The organism is Brachyspira alvinipulli ATCC 51933, from assembly GCF_000518245.1.
Classification (GTDB): Bacteria; Spirochaetota; Brachyspiria; order Brachyspirales; family Brachyspiraceae; genus Brachyspira; species Brachyspira alvinipulli.
Window position 1 is genome coordinate 27,947 of record NZ_KI912404.1, and the last position, 19,690, is coordinate 47,636.

The 19,690-nt window shown below is 26.2% G+C and carries 17 protein-coding genes and 2 pseudogenes; 9 read left to right on the forward strand and 10 right to left on the reverse strand.

What is annotated here, in order from left to right:
• From T324_RS17160 to T324_RS0110275, 3 genes and pseudogenes are all read right to left on the reverse strand, one after another.
• A pseudogene (locus tag T324_RS17160) lies at positions 1 to 299 on the reverse strand (hypothetical protein); the annotation flags it as partial.
• A 441-nt stretch (positions 300 to 740) separates the two neighbouring features.
• The gene (locus tag T324_RS0110270; protein ID WP_028330177.1) at positions 741 to 1,766 is read right to left on the reverse strand and encodes an ankyrin repeat domain-containing protein; all 1,026 of its coding nucleotides are present in this window, start codon (positions 1,764 to 1,766) and stop codon (positions 741 to 743) included.
• A 183-nt stretch (positions 1,767 to 1,949) separates the two neighbouring features.
• Positions 1,950 to 2,528, reverse strand: a complete 579-nt coding sequence (locus tag T324_RS0110275) for an ankyrin repeat domain-containing protein (RefSeq protein ID WP_028330178.1) — start codon at positions 2,526 to 2,528, stop codon at positions 1,950 to 1,952.
• A 385-nt stretch (positions 2,529 to 2,913) separates the two neighbouring features.
• Between T324_RS0110275 and der the strand changes: the two genes are divergently transcribed.
• The 5 genes from der to T324_RS0110300 all read left to right on the forward strand — a co-directional run bounded on the left by der (position 2,914) and on the right by T324_RS0110300 (position 5,847).
• On the forward strand, positions 2,914 to 4,404 hold the full coding sequence (gene der, locus T324_RS0110280; protein ID WP_028330179.1) for a ribosome biogenesis GTPase Der: 1,491 nt from the start codon (positions 2,914 to 2,916) through the stop codon (positions 4,402 to 4,404).
• Positions 4,394 to 5,047, forward strand: a complete 654-nt coding sequence (plsY, locus tag T324_RS0110285) for a glycerol-3-phosphate 1-O-acyltransferase PlsY (protein ID WP_028330180.1) — start codon at positions 4,394 to 4,396, stop codon at positions 5,045 to 5,047. Before der ends, plsY begins: the two co-directional genes overlap by 11 nt.
• A gap of 2 nt (positions 5,048 to 5,049) precedes the next feature.
• Complete coding sequence (locus tag T324_RS18055; protein WP_156920163.1) at positions 5,050 to 5,208, forward strand: hypothetical protein; 159 nt, start codon at positions 5,050 to 5,052, stop codon at positions 5,206 to 5,208.
• Complete coding sequence (locus T324_RS0110295) at positions 5,199 to 5,393, forward strand: hypothetical protein (RefSeq protein ID WP_028330181.1); 195 nt, start codon at positions 5,199 to 5,201, stop codon at positions 5,391 to 5,393. Before T324_RS18055 ends, T324_RS0110295 begins: the two co-directional genes overlap by 10 nt.
• Positions 5,394 to 5,469: 76 nt before the next feature.
• Positions 5,470 to 5,847: a hypothetical protein gene (locus T324_RS0110300; protein WP_028330182.1), complete on the forward strand. Its 378-nt coding sequence runs from the start codon at positions 5,470 to 5,472 to the stop codon at positions 5,845 to 5,847.
• A gap of 56 nt (positions 5,848 to 5,903) precedes the next feature.
• On the opposite strand, the gene T324_RS0110305 is transcribed toward T324_RS0110300, so the two are convergent.
• Positions 5,904 to 8,762 carry a chromosome segregation SMC family protein gene (locus tag T324_RS0110305; protein WP_028330183.1) on the reverse strand — a complete coding sequence of 953 codons (2,859 nt, stop codon included), beginning with the start codon at positions 8,760 to 8,762 and terminating at the stop codon, positions 5,904 to 5,906.
• A gap of 445 nt (positions 8,763 to 9,207) precedes the next feature.
• The gene (locus tag T324_RS0110310; RefSeq protein WP_425387433.1) at positions 9,208 to 9,591 is read right to left on the reverse strand and encodes a hypothetical protein; all 384 of its coding nucleotides are present in this window, start codon (positions 9,589 to 9,591) and stop codon (positions 9,208 to 9,210) included.
• A gap of 184 nt (positions 9,592 to 9,775) precedes the next feature.
• Here T324_RS0110310 and T324_RS0110315 point away from each other — a divergent pair, with 184 nt between their 5' ends.
• Positions 9,776 to 10,228: a DIP1984 family protein gene (locus T324_RS0110315; RefSeq protein ID WP_028330185.1), complete on the forward strand. Its 453-nt coding sequence runs from the start codon at positions 9,776 to 9,778 to the stop codon at positions 10,226 to 10,228.
• Positions 10,229 to 10,288: 60 nt separating this feature from the next.
• On the opposite strand, the gene T324_RS0110320 is transcribed toward T324_RS0110315, so the two are convergent.
• From T324_RS0110320 to T324_RS0110335, 4 genes are all read right to left on the reverse strand, one after another.
• Complete coding sequence (locus T324_RS0110320) at positions 10,289 to 11,347, reverse strand: NAD(P)-dependent alcohol dehydrogenase (RefSeq protein ID WP_028330186.1); 1,059 nt, start codon at positions 11,345 to 11,347, stop codon at positions 10,289 to 10,291.
• Between the two features lie 98 nt (positions 11,348 to 11,445).
• Complete coding sequence (locus tag T324_RS17165) at positions 11,446 to 14,577, reverse strand: PD-(D/E)XK nuclease family protein (RefSeq protein WP_051436835.1); 3,132 nt, start codon at positions 14,575 to 14,577, stop codon at positions 11,446 to 11,448.
• A gap of 9 nt (positions 14,578 to 14,586) precedes the next feature.
• Positions 14,587 to 15,018, reverse strand: a complete 432-nt coding sequence (locus tag T324_RS0110330) for a hypothetical protein (RefSeq protein WP_028330187.1) — start codon at positions 15,016 to 15,018, stop codon at positions 14,587 to 14,589.
• 6 nt (positions 15,019 to 15,024) lie between these two features.
• Entirely contained in the window at positions 15,025 to 15,567 is a 543-nt protein-coding gene (locus tag T324_RS0110335) for a hypothetical protein (protein WP_028330188.1), read from the reverse strand.
• A 153-nt stretch (positions 15,568 to 15,720) separates the two neighbouring features.
• Here T324_RS0110335 and T324_RS0110340 point away from each other — a divergent pair, with 153 nt between their 5' ends.
• A complete protein-coding gene (locus tag T324_RS0110340) occupies positions 15,721 to 16,152 on the forward strand; it encodes an EamA family transporter (RefSeq protein WP_028330189.1) in 432 nt (143 codons plus the stop codon).
• 1 nt (position 16,153) lies between these two features.
• On the opposite strand, the gene T324_RS0110345 is transcribed toward T324_RS0110340, so the two are convergent.
• Complete coding sequence (locus tag T324_RS0110345; RefSeq protein WP_028330190.1) at positions 16,154 to 16,879, reverse strand: DUF4241 domain-containing protein; 726 nt, start codon at positions 16,877 to 16,879, stop codon at positions 16,154 to 16,156.
• Positions 16,880 to 17,058: 179 nt separating this feature from the next.
• Between T324_RS0110345 and T324_RS0110350 the strand changes: the two genes are divergently transcribed.
• Positions 17,059 to 18,414, forward strand: a complete 1,356-nt coding sequence (locus tag T324_RS0110350; RefSeq protein WP_028330191.1) for a PhoH family protein — start codon at positions 17,059 to 17,061, stop codon at positions 18,412 to 18,414.
• 334 nt (positions 18,415 to 18,748) lie between these two features.
• Positions 18,749 to 19,690, forward strand: a pseudogene (locus T324_RS18140) (tetratricopeptide repeat protein); the annotation flags it as partial.

Sequence of the window (19,690 nt, forward strand, 5' to 3'; positions counted from 1 at the left end):
TTTTTCAAATCCATTTCAGATGAAGCATATAAAAAAGGAAGATCTACATTATTATCAGGATAAAATCTTAAAGCAGTATAATTATTTCCCATATCATAATTATCAGATCTTTCAAGAACTCCTGTTAATGTAATCTCTCCACCAAAATAAACTATACCATAACTTTCTACATTATAGGCTTTAAGTGTATTTTTTGTCACTTTACCATTATCGCTTAAAAGTTCAGAAAAATACGCTTCAGTAGGTGGAAATGCCCATAAAAAATTAATACTTAAAAGAAATAAAATAATTTTTTTCATTGTAATAACTCCTATTATTATTATGTCACCCAAAGGGTGCCTACCCGGTCGCCTACGCTAATATAAGCCAGCAACTAAAGTTACTGGCTGCTTCGGCTCACTTTTTTATTATATGTAGTTTTCAAAATCTTGTAATTTTTTATTTTGTTGTTGTGTCACCCGAAGGGTGCCTTGCCGACACCTGCCGACACCATAGGTGGACTTCGTCGGCACGCTTCGCGAGGTGGACTTCGTCCAGCACACAGAGTGTTGGTCGGCTCACTTTTTATTAATATAATTTTCAAAATCTTGTAATTTTTCATTTTACTGTTATACCCCCTACAAGTGTATCTTGCTGCTTTTTTTATTATATATAAAAAACTTATTTTTTACTACATTCACAAGTTTTTTATTAGTTCTATATAGTTTTAATTTTTTATTATCCTTTTTATAAAACATTCACTATTTTACTATTTTATAACCGTACTCCTTTGCCATATCATTAGCTGTTTTACCTTCTTTATTTTTTATATTCACATCAGGATTTAATTTTAATATCTCATTTATAAGAGGCTCATTGCGAAGTGCTATGGCATACATTAATAAAGTGTTTCCTTTATTATCTTGGGCATTAATATCCGCACCATTAGATACTAATAACTTTATAAGTCTTATAGCTGTATCTGTCTCTTCCATTTTCTTTTGATTCATATAATTTTTTATATAATCTGTTTTGGCATGATCTCCAAACATATTCTCTGTCATTGCCTTAACATTTTCTAAAATACCAAAAGATGATATTGTATGAAATAAAGCTGTTTTTCCTTCTTTATCTTTCATATTGATATCTGCCTTTTCTGATAAACATATATCTATTATTTTTGTTTTATCAGTTTGAACTGCAAACATCAATGTTGTTACGCCTTCATTATCCTGAGCATTAATATCTGCACCTTTTTCAAGTAAGAACTTAACATGATCTTGATTTTCATAAGCTAAAGAATGCTGTATTAAAGGAGTTCTTCCGGATTTATTTTTTTTATTTATATCTGCACCATTTTTAAGTAAATAATTAACTGTTTCTGCTTTTCTAGTAAAAAACAAAGCATTAGAACCATAATTATCTGACACATTAAAATCAGGATTATATTTTTCAAATAGTTTTAACATTTCAAGTTCATCTAAAACAGCAGCCCAGAAAAATGCATTTCTTCCGTTATTATCTTTTATTTTAGTAACATCTGCGTTATGCTCTAATAAAATTTTAACAACCTCTATTTCTCCTTCTGTTATAGCATTCATTAAAGGAGTATATCCTTCTTCATCTTGAACATTAATATTAACTTTATCAATTAATTCTTCAATTACATACATTTGCCCATAACGGCATGCATGCAGAAAATTCTTTTCATCTTGAGATATACCATAAGAAGCATTTACCATAAAAACTACTCCAACAATAATTAACACAATATATTTTTTTACCATTTGAATTCCTATTATTACTAATAAAAATTGTTCGCTGATCAAACTCCAGCAAATAAATTTGCTGGAGGCTCACAATTTTTATAAATTATATTTTATTGTTACTATGCCAACCATAAGGCTCCTTACCTACAGCATGGCCAATATAAGCCAGCAACTAAAGTTACTGGCTGCTTGTTATTATTCTTATCTTTTTGCACCAAGTTCTATTAATTTTTCTTTAGCCTCTTTTTTACGAGATAAAAGCAGAGCAGTTACTCCTAAATCATCCATGTGATTTACATCAAGACCTAAATCTTTTACTAAATATTCAAATACATCTATATTACGAAAATCCGCTGCTATAATAATTCCATTAGCATTATTGCCAGTTCTTGAATTAACTAAATTAGGATCATGTTCAACTAACATCTGTATAATTTCAACATTACCTGCACCGCAAGCCCAAAGAAAAGCATTTCTCTCTCTGCCGTCATAAATAGAAGGATCAGCACCATTATCAAGCAGATATCTTATCATATCTTTATTTCTACTAAGTACAGCTAATATGATAGGAGTTTCTTTATTAATCTCATAAGATCTATCTAATATAGAAACCTCATCTTTTATGGTTATTCCAGTATTAATATTTTCTTTGTTTATTAATTTTTTGAGACCTTCTAAATCATTATTTACTATAGCATTAAATATATTGTTATTATTATTTGAACAAGATATAGCAAAGATACTAAATAAAAATGATAGAATTAAAATTAGTTTTTTCATTATACACCTCCATTATTGTTTATATTTTTATAAGTATGTGCACTTACTTACTAATTTGGTAATTAGCTTTATTATTTATTTTTAATATTATTTATGATGTTGTGTTTGAATATGCAATTAATGACATAATACAACTTTTCATAAAAATAAAACCTCGCTTAATAATATATATTATAAAAATAAAAATGTCAATATAGGTATATATGGTATTTTAGATATAATTAAGAATATATAACTAAATATTTCAAAATAAAAAAATACCGAAAATATTGTAGAATTGCTGTATATTTTATAATTCTTATAAGATAAAAATATAATGGCAATATATTAAAAATTATGATATTATTTTAACTTGTACACTATTATTGTATTAAGGGTTTAATGAATGAAAAATATTGCCATACTTGGAAGACCTAATGTTGGAAAATCTACGCTTTTTAATAGATTTGTTGGAAGGAGAAAGTCTATAGTTGATCCTATGGCCGGAGTAACAAGAGATATAAGTATGGCATGCACTTATATTGATGATATAGCATTTAATGTATTTGATACAGGCGGACTTCTTGATATAAGCGATGATGTTCTAAATGAAAAGGTAAGAGAAAAAGCATTAAAAACAGCTATGGAAGAGGCTGATATACTTTTATTTCTCGTTGATGCCCATCAAACTCATCCGGATGACAGACATTTTATAAATACTATAAGAAAATCAGGAAAACCTATTATACTTGTTGTTAATAAAGTGGATGCTGATTCACATACAGATTTAATAAATGAATTTTATTCTTTGGGTATAAAAGATATAGTACCAATAAGTGCTGAACATAATAACGGTATTGATGATTTAAGAGAAAAAATATTAGAAATTCTTGAAAGAATAGGAATTGATTTAGAAGCTGAAAGAGAAATCTCTAAAAATAATAATTCTAATAATGATGATATAATAGAAATTGAAAATAGTGTTGAAGATTTTGAATATTATGATGATGATTTAGACGAAGAAGATGAAGAAGAAAATTATAATAAAAAAGAAAAATCAAAACAATATAGACTTGATGAATATATATCACAAAAGAAAACAATCAATATAGCAATAGTTGGAAAACCTAATGCAGGAAAATCTACTTTACTAAATACATTAATAGGAAAAGACAGAAGCATAGTTTCAGATATTGCGGGAACTACAAGAGATGCAATAGATGAAACTTTTAATTTTAAAGGTGATGATATTTGTTTAGTTGATACAGCTGGAATAAGAAAGAAAAAAAATGTTAATACGGATGTTGAATATTACAGTGTAAACAGAGCTATAAAGGCTATAGAATCTTCAGATGTATGCATATTAATGCTTGATGTTTTTGAAGGTCTTACGGATCAGGATAAAACAATAGCCAATCTTATAATAGAAAGAAGAAAAGGAATAGTAATAGCTGCAAATAAATGGGATATAAGAGATAAAGGAACAACTTGGAATGATTATGAAGCTTATATGAAAGAGACTTTTCCTGTTCTTAATTATGCTTTTTATGCAAGAGTATGTGCTACAAGAAAAAATGATGCGGAAAAACTTTTATCGCTTGCAGTAAGAGTTGCTAAAACAAGACTTCAAAGATTTGAAACTCATGCACTAACAGAAACTATGGTTCGTGCCACAAGAGAATATACTATTACAGCTGGAAGGAGCCCTTTCAAGATTTTTTATGTTACTCAAACTGGGGTAAATCCTCCTGCATTCGCTGTATTTTGCAATCATCCGCATAAATTAAATTCGCATTATAAAAGATATTTAGAAAATAGATTTAGAGAGATGTTTGATTTCAGAGGAACACCTATAATACTTAATTTCAGAAAGAGGGGTAAAAAAGATGATAATTAAAATAGTAATAAGCATATTAATATCCTATATAATTGGGGCTATACCATTTTCTTTTATAATAGGTAAAATAAATGGGCATGATGTTAGAAAGGAAGGAAGCTGTAATCCAGGTGCAAGCAATGTACTTAGAGTATGCGGCAAAAAGGCTGGAATTGCTGCTTATATTTGCGATATAGGAAAGGGGATGATAGCTGTTGTTGTTCCTTCTTTTATTCTCTCTGATATAATTTCAAATCATAGTTATATTTTAGTTGCTTGTGCTGTTGCTTCTATATTAGGTCATGTATTTTCTATATTTTTAGGTTTTAAAGGTGGTAAGGGAGTAGCAACAAGTGCAGGTTCAATGTTTATGCTTGCGCCTATAAGTTTAATTATTACTATGGTATTTTTCTTTATAGGTTTATTCTTATCTAAAAAAACTGTTGCTATAGGTTCTACTTTCGGAGCTGTTGCTTTTCCTATAGTTTTGAGTTTATTATATTTCAAGGTTAATTTCTTATACAGAATATTTTTCAATATAAACTTTATAGTACTTCTTCCAATTGCTATACTTTTAGCCATATTCATAATAGTAAAACATATACCAAACTATAAAAGAATGCTTAAAGGCGAAGAGAATAGTTTTGCTAAAAAGGAAAAATAAAAATGAAAAAAATATTTTTGGCATTTTTATTATTAATTTTGTTTATAAGCTATAGTAAATCTAATACAAATAAATATGCTGGCGTTTGGGTAGGGGATTTAGGCAATATAATAGGAATGGCAATGACTGTTAATGATGATAATCTGTTTCTTTGCCTATAGGAAGCAGTCCCGTAATTCAAGTAAAAAATAATCAATATATAATAGAAGATTATTCATTCAAACCGGAAACAGACGGGGTAATGGAAGCTATAACTTTTGAAAGCATTACAAATTGCACTATAAAAGGAAGTATGAACTACGGAGCCGAAGATATAATTATTGATAATACTATGATAAAAAAATAATTTAATAAATTACTATTTACAAATTTATAAAAAGTATTATTATCTATAAAAATTAAATTATTTATTTGGGGTTTTTATGAAAGATTTTTCTAAAATTATAATATTATCTATTTCTATATTTTTTATTTTAAGCTGCAGCAATCCTGTAAAAAATGAAAGCAGATATGAAGGTGTTTTAAATACCACTAACAATACAAGACAGCTTATAACGAATAAATGCACTGTAATAGTTGATGAATTTGGTTCTATAGAAATTACTATAGAAGGAGATAATGGATATGAGGGAGTAACGAATATATCAGAAGAAGAATTAATACAAACTTCTGATAATTCATATACTGCATCCAAAAATGGAAAGAGATATTCATTTGTTTTTAATGATGGTTATATGACATTAACAATAGAAAATACCGATAATACTACAAGCAATGGACAGCTTTCAAAAGTAAATTAATTTTTATATATTTACATATAGCTTTATTATATATAAAGTTATATGTAAATTAAAAATTATTCCTGAGTTACCAACTTTTCCTGACTTCCATTTACAGTACCGTCTTTATCTACTTTAACAGTAAATATTTTTGATACGCCTTTCTCTTCTGCTGTTATTCCGTAATAAGCATCAGCAATAGTAGCCGAAACTTCATCATGCGTAATGATTAAGAATTGAGTTTTATCAGAAAGATTTTTAACCATATTCTTGTATCTTATAATATTAGCTCCGTCAAGTGCGGCATCAACCTCATCAAGTATACAGAAAGGACTAGGTCTGTATAAGAATATTGCGAATACTAAGGCAAGCCCTGTCATTGTTAGTTCTCCTCCGGAGTAAGAAACTATATTTTCCATTTTTTTGCCAGGAGGCTGTGCGAATATATCTATAGGACTGTTTAATAAATCCTCTTCATTTTGTATTTTTAATCCTGCATTACCGCCGCCGAATAATATTTTAAAAGTTTCTGAGAATTTTTTATTTATCTCATTGAATGTTTTTAAGAAATCTTCTCCTGCTTTTTTATTGGCATCTACTATTATTTTTAATATCTCTTCTTTAGATTTTTCTAAATCTTCTTTCTGCTTGCTTAAAAAATCAAATCTGTTTTTAGCTTCCTGATATTCATCTAAAGCCATTTCATTTATATGACCTAAATTTTTGATTTTTTCATTAACAGTATTCAATTTATTTCTAAAAGTTTCTTCATCTATTAAGTTTTGAGTATTATCTTCAAACTCTTTTAAATTAAGTGCATAATTCTCATAGAAATGAGTATATATATCGTTAATTTTATCTTTGCTCTGATTTATTCTCTCTCCGACTCTTGTAATGTTTTCATTTATTTCATTTAATTTTCTTACACGCTTTGCCAAACTTGATTCAAAATTTGATAATGCAGATTCTGCCTTTTTTATTTCATTTGCTTTATGTCTTGATTCGCTTTCTGTTTTGGATTTTTTCTTTTCAAGTTCTTTATAAGTAATTGAGTTTTCCTTATATTCTTCATTAAGATTTTTATAATCTTCTTCGAGTCTGTTTATTTTTTCATTTAGAGATGCAAATTCATCTTCAACCAGCTTCATGCTTTTTAATATTAAATCTTTTCTCTCTTCAGATGCTTTTCTATTTGTTTCGTATTTTGCTCTTTCTATAGTAAGAGTTGTAAGAATAGAATTGGATTTATTTATATTTTCTGTTGAAAGTCTTATTTCATTATTTAATTCTTCCATTTTTTCTATATTAGCTTTTATAAATCCTTCCAAATCTGATATTTCTTTATCAATTGCTTCTTTTTGCATATAAGTACCTTCTTTATCAAAGAGCAAATCAACAAAAGGGTCTTTTATTTTAGTATACTCTTTAAATATTCCTTGCAAAAATAAAGCATCTTTTTTTTCTGTATCTAAACTTTCACCTAAATTCCTAATAAAACTTGAAATAGAATTAAAATTAAGTTCATTTAAATTTGATAATACTCCGTCATCTTCAAAATCTCTTATGGTGTTCATCTTTGTATTAATAGAATTAAGAAGATTATTAAAACCTATATCAATATCGCTTTCATGCTTTCCTATATTCTGATAAAAGCTGTTTCCCATAACATCTTTTTTCTTTTCATCTATCTCAGTTATGATTTTATTTATAACTTCTAATTGTCTTTCTCTTGCATCCGCAATTTTTAATGTGGCATTTTGATTTTCCTGAGTTATCATAGAAATTTGATCATTCAAACTTGCTATTTTATTCTGTTCATTTGCAATATTGCTTTCTTCTATTTCCTGTTCCTTCAATGATCTTTCTATGTTTTCAGCTATAGTTTTTACATCCTCTTCAAGTTCTGCTATTTTATTTTTATCTTCTTCAAGTCTTTTTAATAAAATGTTTTTTCTATTTATAGTTTCTTCTTTTTCTTTACTTGCATTATCTAGCTGATTTTTTAATTGATTGGCCATCTTCTCTATATGAGTAAGTTCGGTCATAATCAATGATACCTGTTTATCAAGTTCTATTGACAATGTTCTAGTTTCTTCAAATTTTAATAATTCCTGCTGTTTTTGATTATCTAAATCTTCAAGCTCTTTTTCTAATTCCTGTTTTTTATTATTATGATCTTCTAAACTTTTAGTCTGTTCTTCTAAAGTAATTCTTAATTTTTTTACTTGATTTACATTAATGCTTATATTTATTTTTTTCTGCTCGTCTTTTAATGAATAATACTTTTCAGTTCTTGCTGCCTGATCTTTCAAAGATTTATAATGTTTTTCAGCCTCTTTAATCTGTATTTTTACATTATCAAGATTTTTTTCAGACTCTTCAAGTTTTTTTGTAGCCTCTCTTCTTCTTTCAAGATATTTGCTTATTCCGGCAGCATTTTCAATTATGCTTCTTCTCTCTTCCGGTTTCTGCTTGGCAATTTCAGAAACAGTACCCTGCTTAATAACAGAATAGGCGTTCTTACCCAAACCTGTATCTAAAAACATATCAACAATATCTTTTAATCTTACCTGTTCATCATTGATATAATACTCAGATAATCCCTTTCTATAGTATTTGCGTGTTACTATAACCTCATCAATATCATATTTTTTTATCCATCTGGATTTATTGTCCAATGTAAGGGCAACCTGAGCTAAAGAGGATGGCTTTCTAGTGTCTGTACCATGAAATATAACACTTTCCAAACCTTTGGCACTATCTATTCTTAATCTGCTTGCGGATTGTTCTCCCATAACCCATAAAAAGGCTTCTACAATATTGCTTTTTCCTATACCATTAGGTCCAAGAACTACTGTAACTCCTTCATTAAATTCTATATTTGTTTCTATAGCAAATGATTTGAATCCATGCAAATTAAGATTCTTTATATACATCTCTTTTCCTACTAATTTATATTATTTAATTATACAATTCTATTAAAAAATAATCAATTAAATTTAATCCACAATATATAAAAATACTGTAAATTTATAGCTTTTTTAGATATCATTATCCGTGTAAATTTTCGGTATAGTTATTTTAAATATAAACTAAGTTTATTTTTTATATGTTAATAGGCTTATTTCAATAGTAAATCAATAAATATTTTTTATAATTGAGTCTTTATCCAAAACACTAGTTCTTTTGGACTATGTTCAGTCTTTGGTGTGGCTGCGGGAGAAACAAAAAGACTGCGTTTTATACATTGAAATTAGTTATTATATAACATTATTTTTTAATTAAAATTATGTTGATAATTTAGGAATTAATTTTGTTAGGTAGTTTTGAAACAAGTATAATGAAATGGATAATATTATGCCATTTATAAAGTATGATATACTACAAATTCGTATTATTTTGAAGCAGTTTGTAAAACCAAGTATTTTCATCATTATTTAATGGAAGAACATACTCTTTGCCGTCATTATCTTTAAATAGTATATTTTCTTTATTATAATCTATCATCATTTTATAATTATTAGTATTTATATGTGTAATGCTGTTAGTATCATTTATATCTTCTATATACATAGCCTCTCTGATATCATTTATAGTCTGATATCCATTTTTATTATCTATATTGCCTGCAAAGTATGTAAGTTTATTAAAACTATTAGTATTTTCACGTTTTACCAATACAAACTCTAATTTTTCATTGGTTATTTTATTACCTTTTATATCCTCATCAAATACTAATATTCCTATATTATCATTTACATACATATTGCAGCTTACGCTGATTATTATTAAAAATAAACATAAATAAAAAATATTTCTCATAGTACATATTAAAACATATTATCAGTAAAAAAATAAAATATATTTATTAACTCATATAAAATTAATTGACAAAATAAAATCGTTTAACTATATTATAATATAGTAATAAATAAAAAGGAGAATATTTATGAAATTAGGAGAAGCGTTAATAAAAAGGGATGAATATATAAAAAGACTTGAAAATTTGAAAGAAAGGGCAAAAAATAATGTAAGAGTTCAGGAAAATGATGAACCGGATGAGAATGCTCATTATTTGATTAAAGACTATATAAAGACTAACAATGAACTTCATGATATCACAAAAAAAATAAATATTAAAAACCATGAAAGCATATTAGATACAGGTATATCAATGGCAGAAGCATTAAGTATTAGAGATAAGCTGCTTAGAGATATGCAAATTTATAAAGATATTTTGCAGGAAGTTTATAATAAAGATTATAGAACATCTAAGAATGAAATAAAAATGACTACTTTAGTAAATGTTAAAGATATTCAAAAAGAAATAGATAAACTTTCAAAAGCATACAGTGAAATAGATATTATGATACAATCTGCTAATTGGAATATAGAGCTTTAAAATATAAAAAATGCCGGAATAAAAAATTATACAGGCATCTTTTAATTATATATTTGATTATTATTTTTGAATTCTTACTACAGGTTTAATCAAGTCAGCAGGTTTTTCACCCATAATTCTTACAGCTTCAGGAAGCTGATCCCATCCTTCATATACATGAGTGATTAAGTGTCTAACATTTAATCTTCCAGAAGAAACCAAAGAACCTAGTTTTTCAGCTCTTAATCTTCCGCCAGGCATAAGTCCGCCGAATATAGCTTTATGACCCATACCAACACCCCATTCAAGTCTAGGTATCAATACATTGTCTCCTGAACCTAAATAGTTAACATTACCAATTTTTCCGCCAGGTTTTAAAGATTTAACAGCTTCAGAGAAAGTTTCAACACCGCCTCCAGCTATAATAACTTTATCTACACCTTTTCCATTAGTCATTTTTAATACTTGTTCATCTATAGGACCATTTTTATAGCTTATAAATTCATTAGCACCATATATTTTAGCAACTTCAACGCATTTAGGTCTAGTACCAACAGCAATGATTCTTGAAGCTCCTCTTAAAGCAGCACCTGCAACACCCATAAGTCCAACAGGGCCTATACCTATAACAAGTACGCTGTCTCCATATTGTATATCAGCTAATTCAGCACCATGGAAACCAGTAGGAACCATATCAGAAATCATACAAGCATCTATAGGATCCATGCCTTCAGGAAGTAAAGCAAGGTTTCCATCAGCATCATTTACATGGAAATATTCAGAAAATACTCCGTCTTTTACGTTAGAGAATTTCCATCCGTTAAGCATTCCGCCGGAGTGCATAGAATAACCGCCTTGAGCTTCTACTGTACTCCAATCAGGAGTTATAGCAGTAACTAATACTCTGTCACCCTTTTTAAAATCTTTTACCAAAGAACCAACTTCATGAACTTCAGCACATACTTCATGGCCTAAAATCATGTCTTTTCTTTCGCCTATAGCACCAGCAATAGTATGTATATCAGAAGTACATATTGCTACAGCTAAAGGTTTTACGATGGCATCAAGAGGTCCGCAAGCAGGTATATCTTTTTCTACCCAGCCTGTTTCACCTATTTTTTTCATAGCAAACCCTTTCATTTTTATACTCCTTTTTGTTTTTTGTATACTATATAGTATATAATTTTAAATCAAAAAGTCAAAAAATATACGAAATTTGAGTTGTTAATATAAAATTTTTATGATTCTTCTTCTGAAACAGCACCGTTATAGAAATCGCAATACTGACTGTTAAAACAAGCAGAGCATGCCTTATCGCTTGGCTTATAAACAAGTTTGCCGTTTAATATTTCATTGAATACTTCATCAAAATAATCATTTAAATTATAATTGCTGTCAATGTATCCGCATATAGAAAGAAGCAAATCTCTGTCATTATATACTTTATTTATATTAGTATTTTTATCAACAACATCCTTTTCTTTATATATAGTAAATACAACCTCGCAGTTTTTTATTCTGTCAGATACATCATCTTTTATATATTTGGATAATATATATTTTAAATATAAAATAGGCTGAAAATATGTGTTTATAATATCTTTTTTTAATTCTATCTCATCATCAATCTTTTTTTTCTTTTCTGATGTATAGCTTGATTTATAATCAACTATTCTAATTCCATTTATTTTTTTTAAGTTTTTATCCTCATAACTAAAATCTATTCTATCTATTCTTCCATTTATTTTGAGTGTGAAATCTCCATTTGAATATATAATAGCATTTTTATCCTCGTAATTTGTACTTCCTATATGTTCTTCAAATCTGTAAGGTATATAATGATATCCCATCTCTTCATCTTTTATGATGTTTTCTCTTATCTCTTTTTTTATAAAAGAATTCATAACATTTAAAGCTTCTTCTCTTATAACATTCTGATCTAATTGAAATTCTATAAAATACCTATCATTTAAATCTTTTTCTGAATATAATTTATTAAGTCTTTCTATTTCGGTTTCTATTGCCTGTTTTGCTATATCATTATAATTATTAAACTCGCTTTCTTTAAGAGAGCAGTCCAATGAATCATTTTGTTCTTGAACTTTTTGGTAAAAGTTTTGAAAAATATTATGATATGTAATACCTTTTTCCATATAGCTTATACCCTGAACATTTGAAATAACAGATTTTTTTTCAAATAAATTAGAGTGAAAAAATTTAGCAGGGCATTCCATAATAGCCTGCAAAGTAGTTACAGATACGCTGTTTTTAAAAATATTATTAAAGAAGTCTTTTATCTCTTCATGCTTATCTTCAAAATTGTTATATCCGTTTTTTTGAGATTTATGTTCTACTATTTTTACTATATCTTCTAAATCCTCAATATCATCTTCCACTTCATTGTAGAAGAACAAGCTCATAATATTTTCTTTTTTTGTATGTATATTTTCTCCTCTTGGTATATAATCTTTTCTATATATAAGCCCATTTTTTTGAAGAGTTTCAAATTTAAAATCATCATTATAAAGCTCTGAATATAAATCTTCAATATAATAAAAAGGAAGCTCAGGATTTGCATCATCATCTTTAAGTCTGAATGAAAAATAAATATTGGTATTTTCAAAACATGAAGATATTATATTTAAAAATAAAGCATAAGAACTATCGGCAAGCAATTCCGGAGTGTTAAAAATATATTTGGAATATTTTTTATTTACAGCATCTCTTAATTTTCCGCTTATAAAAAATGTATTAGGTCTTCTTACTAAAAAGTCATTATTCATACCAAGTATAAATAAATATTTAAATCTTAATCCTCTAGCATCATACATATTGCTTACAGTTATAGAAGTTTCTCTATTATCTGAAAGCATAAGTGATTTATCTCTAAGAAGTACATTCAAAGCTGTATAAAAATCTAAATGATTTATTTTCTCTTTATTTTCTGTATTAGATATTTTTAATACAAAATCTAAAAATAAAGCTAATGCCTGATTATCCCTATAAAAATATTCATCTTTTGATTTGTAGAAATTATTAAATATATTAGTATTATTTTCATCTTCTGTAAATATAGAATCAATTTTTAAAAACTTTAATATATTAATATAAGTTAATCCTATTTCTTTATAAGTTTTTTTTGATACCAATTTGTTTAAAAGATTTAAAAACTCTATTATAGAATCCGCCGACTCTTTATTATTAGAGAATTTTTTTAATATTTTTATTTTCAATTCATTTAAAGACATCTTTGAAAATATTTCTTCTGAATTAGGAGCATAAATTAAATCTCTTATATTATAAGGATTTATTCCTTTTATATTCTGTATATAAGATGATGATAATATTTTTATAAGCATATCTACATTTATTTCACCATCATAACTATCTAATATTAAAAATATAGAAGTTAATACCGGTATAATAGGTACCTTCCATAAAAAGCTTGCTCTTCTTTCATTGAATTTAATTGAGCATTCTCTTAATTTACTTGAAACAGCATCATTATATTTTTGTATATTTGAAAAAACTATTCCTATATCGTATAAAGGTGTTCCGTTATTTATCAATTTAATTATCTCATCAACAACTGTATCTGCTTCCTGCTTGGCTCCGAAACCTGCTATAAATTTAATGCTGTCTTTATATTTATTTAAATTCTTTTTTTCTATTAATGCATTTGAAAAATTTGATATATTGTTTACTTTTAGATTGTCTATAGAATTAAAAAACATTTTATAATGATTGAAATAATTACGCATATCATAAGGCATTACAGCTTCTATATTTATATTATAATGCTTTGATATATTTTCTAAGAATATAGTATGTATAGGAGGTATTTTTTCAAAATTATATATGATTATTTTGTTATATTCATTAAAAGAAATTATTTCTTTATTTTGTATTGCATTTATAAAAAGTTTAAAAGTATCAAATTGATCCAATAAATCATTTTCATTATTTATATTTTTGTATATGGATATTATCTCTTTTATTTCTTTTAGATTATCATATTCATAACATAATTTATCATTATTTGATATAAGTTCAGCAAATGTAATCTCTTCCATAGTTTTATATAAAGTATCTGCAAGTTCATAAGTGATATTCTGTTTTGAAATTAAAGAGTTTTTATTCTGTTTTACATATTCATTTAATGCTGTATGGAGATTAATCACAGCTATTGAGGCATCGGCATATTTTTTAGAATTTTCTCTATTATAATTTGATTGAAATGCATCAAAATGAATTTTATAAAATTGATGAAGAGTTTTATAATTGCTTATATCCATTGTATAATAATTATATTTATCTCTTAAATAATTATTTTTAGCTTTATTATTTGGGAATAAAATTAATTCTTGCATATATTTCCATTACTCATTAATAATATTTTCTAATTCTTCTACTATCATTGTTATAGTATCATTATATTCTTTGAACCATCCGCTGTTTGTAAGTGTAGACCATGTGCTGAATTTTAAATCTTCTGACTCGCCTGTTTTATTGTTTAATAATTTTATATTTGAAAAATCTACTATAAATTTATCGTATTCTATATGAAAATTTATATCAAAGCATAATGAATTATTATCTATAACTTTATTCGATACATAAAATAAATAAACAAGTCCATTATCATAGCTTCTAAATTTATTATTATCAGCTTCATTTTTTACCCATTTAATTAATTCTTTGCGTAAATCATTTCCCTTTAATTTTGTAGATATAAAAATTTTCTGCTCTCCATATACTATTAAAGCAGATAACAAAAATAATAATATTATTATTAAAGTATTTTTTTTCATTAAATTTTAAATCTCTTTCAATGTCAATAAAATATTATTTATTGTATTAAATTGTTTTTTATCTCTTTTTATTTGTAAATTATTATTTATAAGTGCAGCCATTACCTGATGGAAATAATTTTCTGTTTCTAATGTATATAAAATATAATGTATAAGCATATTCTCATAATATGAATTAAACTCTGTTATGTGAATTGTTCTATTATTAATATTTATTTTATCGCTGGATATTATATTTTCTTCTTTTACGCTATTTAAAATAGTTTCATTATATTCATCTAAACTTATATTGTCTAATTCATTTTTAGGTTTTGAAAACATTATGAAGCATATTCCATTTTTATTATTAATTGCCTCTAAATTGGAATTTTCATTTAATTCATTTTTGATTTTTGAAGATTTCCAGCCATTTGGAAACTCTATACTAAATTTTCCGTCATAGCTTTTAAGATGAAGAGTACTTTTATTTCTTTTTTTTAGTAGTATTATTGTACTTGATATTGTTATTACTGCTGCAGCTGCGATTATAATAGGAATTTTTTTATTCATAAGTACTTACTCCTATATTTTCTTAACATATAATAGGCTATAACATTTTCATTAAAAAATCAAGAAAAATATTATAATTTTCATTTTTTTAAGTTTTATATATAATATAATTACACTATTTAAAAAATTATAATTAAAGGATTTAACACTTTTATGTATTTATTGTATGCATTCTTATCATCAATATTTGCAAGTATGACAGCAATATTGGTAAAAATTGGTCTTTCAAATATAAATTCAAATTTAGCAACAGCAATTAGAACAATAGTAATTCTAATAATGTCTTGGATAGTAGTTTTTTATGTTAATTCATCTAACTCCATTAATACTATAGAAGCTGTAAAGAATATAGATAAAAAAACTCTTCTATTTATAATATTATCAGGAATAGCAACAGGATTATCATGGCTGTTTTATTTTAAAGCATTGCAAATAGGTGAGGTTAATAAAGTTGTTGTAATAGATAAACTTTCTTTAGTATTTACTATAATATTAGCGGCAGTATTCCTAAAAGAAGCCTTAACATTAAAGGTGATAATAGGTACCTTGATGATTACAGCAGGAACTTTAATTATAAGTTTATAATTTAGTCCTCATCTTCTTCATTGTCATCTAAATCTATAAATATAGTATAGAATGCACATATTTCATCATTTTCATCATAAGCGAAGTATGAAGGATAATATCCATCTCCATAACCGCTTGAAAATAATACTATATTTGAATCAGAATTCGGTATATTCCAATTAAGCCAGTCACCGTATTCAGATTGATATTTAGGATATTTCTTTGCATTTTCTTCTAATAAGTCTGCAAATAAATCATCATATCTATTATCAAAATCTTTATTGTTTTCTTCTAAATCTTGTTCATAACTTAAATATTTTTTTGCTGTTTCTTCATCGCATATGCATCCCATACCAGCATCTACAGGATATCCGAAAAATTCTCCTTCCTCTACTTCTGATAAATCTTCTTCTCCGGTTACAGCAAGTTCGTATCTTTTAGGTTCTTTATTTGAGAAAGAAATTTTTGCCATAGCGATTCTTTCTTCATCCTCTATAATAAGAAGCGACACTTTATATTTATTAGGCTTTACTGTTTGTATAAAAGGAGATATATCATCTTCATATAAATATGCTAAAGGATCGCATGCTATTATCTTTCCGCTTGTAAGATTAACTTCTCCTATATCTAGAACATCTAATTTTATATTATTAAATTCTTTATCTCTAAATGCTTTATCCAAATCAAAAGCAGGAATAAGTAAATGCTTAACTTTATCAAATTGTTCTTTGAAATCTTTACTCATATGTTTCTCCTAATATACATTTTTTATAAATGATATGATATTTAATTATATTGTCAAGTTTTAAATATTAAGTTTTCAAAAATAGAAGCATTCATCATTTGCTTTTTTCTTTCTTTTGTATAATACTTATTATATAGTATTTAAAAATTATGCTGTAAAAATCAACAAAAGGATTTGCGATGACAGAAAATTTTATACCTAATAAAAAAGTATTTGTATTTGATACTAATGTTATATTACATGATTTTAAATCAATATTTTCTTTTGAGGAGACAAATATTGTTATACCTATTACTGTTTTGGAAGAGGTTGATAAGTTCAAAAAAGGAAGCGATACAATCAATTTCAATGCCAGAGAGTTTATACGAGAGCTTGATGTTATTGTAGAAAAAAATGAGGAGCTTCAAGGAGTAAAAGATATATTTAAAAAAGGTGCTTTGCTTGATAATAAAAGTAAAGTATTTATAGATGTTAATAATGAAGAGAGGGATGATTTTAGAAAAATATTCTCAGGTAATATACCGGATCATAAAATACTATCATGTGCTTATAATATAAAATGTGAAAATCAAAGGGTAATTCTCATAACAAAAGATATTAATATGAGAATGAAGGCAAGAAGTTTAGGTATAGATACTCAGGATTATAATACTGACAAGATAGAAAAATTATCTTCATTGTTTACAGGAATAGAAAGCATTTCAGGAGATAATGCCAAAATCTATATAAAAGAACTTAGCGAAAATAAAGAAATAGAAGTTAAAGGTGAGCATTCAATTTATCCTAATACATATTTCTGCTACAGAGTAAAAGAAGATGATGAGGCTGTAATAGGAAAATATAAAGAAGATACTAATACTATAGTTCATGTTGATACCAATATAGATGCTTATGGAATAAAACCTAGAAATGAAGAACAGGCTATGGCATTAGATGTTTTACTTGACAATAATATACCTTTAGTTACTATAATGGGTAAAGCTGGAACAGGAAAGACGCTTTTAGCATTAGCTGCTGCCTTAGCAAAAAGGAGAGAGTACAGACAAATACTTTTAGCCCGTCCTGTAGTAGCACTTTCCAATAAAGATTTAGGTTTCCTTCCTGGTGATGTTAATAGTAAATTGGATCCTTATATGCAGCCTTTATTTGATAACCTTTCAGTAATACAACATATTCATTCTGATGACAGCGATGAAAGTAAGAATATAAAGAAAATGCTTGAAAATGAAAAAATAGTTATTTCTCCTTTAGCATATATTAGAGGAAGAAGTTTGAACAAAATTTATTTTATAGTAGATGAGGCACAGAACCTTACTCCTCATGAAATAAAGACTATTATAACAAGGGCAGGCGAAGGAACAAAAATAGTTTTCACAGGCGATATTCATCAGATAGACACTCCTTATTTGGATGAAAGAAACAATGGACTTACTTATTTAATAGACAGAACAAAAGGAGAAGTTTTAAGCGGTACTGTAACACTTGAAAAAGGCGAGCGTTCACAGCTTGCAGAACTTGCTGCCAACGTATTATAAAAAATAAAGTTTGTATTTAATTTTAGAAAGCACTATAAAAAATTTTAAATTATATAATTTCTTTTTTACAAAATGGCATGGTAAATGCCATTTTGTTTATATATTCATCGTAAGTTAAATACAATAATAAAGATTGATTCATTAAAATTAAAAAATATACAAATGCTGCAATAAAGATTTAAATAATCTATAAAATTAAAAATAAGCAAAAAGTAAAAACAAAAAACATATATACAAACTTGAGTATATATTATAATTTTAGGTATAATTGATAAAACATTATTAATAATTTTGCTAATGCTGTATAATATAGCAAATCATTTGAGGTTTATTTATGAAAGACAGAGAAATCAAATCTACAATTATAAGTTTATTTTTAACATCAATATTTTTGTTTGCATTAATATATTTTGTACATGCCAAAAATGTTGAGAGAAGATTCGATAAAATATTAGAAAATTATACTAATCATTTACAATCTATTATAACTAATAATACTAATACAGTGATTAACTTAGATACAAAAATATTAGAATCATCAATGTCCGAAATAATGAAAAACTCAAACGATGTTTTAAGTTTCTGGTTTGCTTTTTTGTCTGTAATAATGATAGTATTTACATTTGCAGGTATTTTTATCAATAATAATATTTTATCCGAAAGCAAAGACAATCTGGAATATATAGAAAGTCTAAAAAAAGATATTGAAAACTACAAAGATAAAATACAACATTATGAACTTGAGAGTAAAAATTTGCATTTGAAAATTGATACAGAAACACAAAGAAAAATATTTGAATTAGAAAAAAGCTCAAATCAATTTTTGAAAGAAATAAATGAAAAAAATAGCGAAACTTTAAATTCAATAGATAAATTAAAAATAGAATTTAATGATTCCATTAACTCTATTCAAGAAAAATCAAATCAAATGATATCAGATATAAAAGAACAAGCACAAAAAGAAAGCGAACAATTAATAAAATCAATAAAAGATAAAGCAGAAGAAGAAACTAAAAAACTAATAGAAAAAAATAATATAAATATACAAATATCAAATTTATTTAATTCGGCATATCAGGCTTATTATAATAAAGAATATAATGAATCTATAAATTATTATAATGAATTTATAAAAATTGTAGAAAATTTATTAGAAGTATATGATGAAAACAATAAAGAATATGCAAAATATAAAAATAATTGTTCTATAGCTTATTATAATAGAGGTATTTCTAAAAATGATTTAAAACAATATGAAGAAGCTATTAAAGATTAT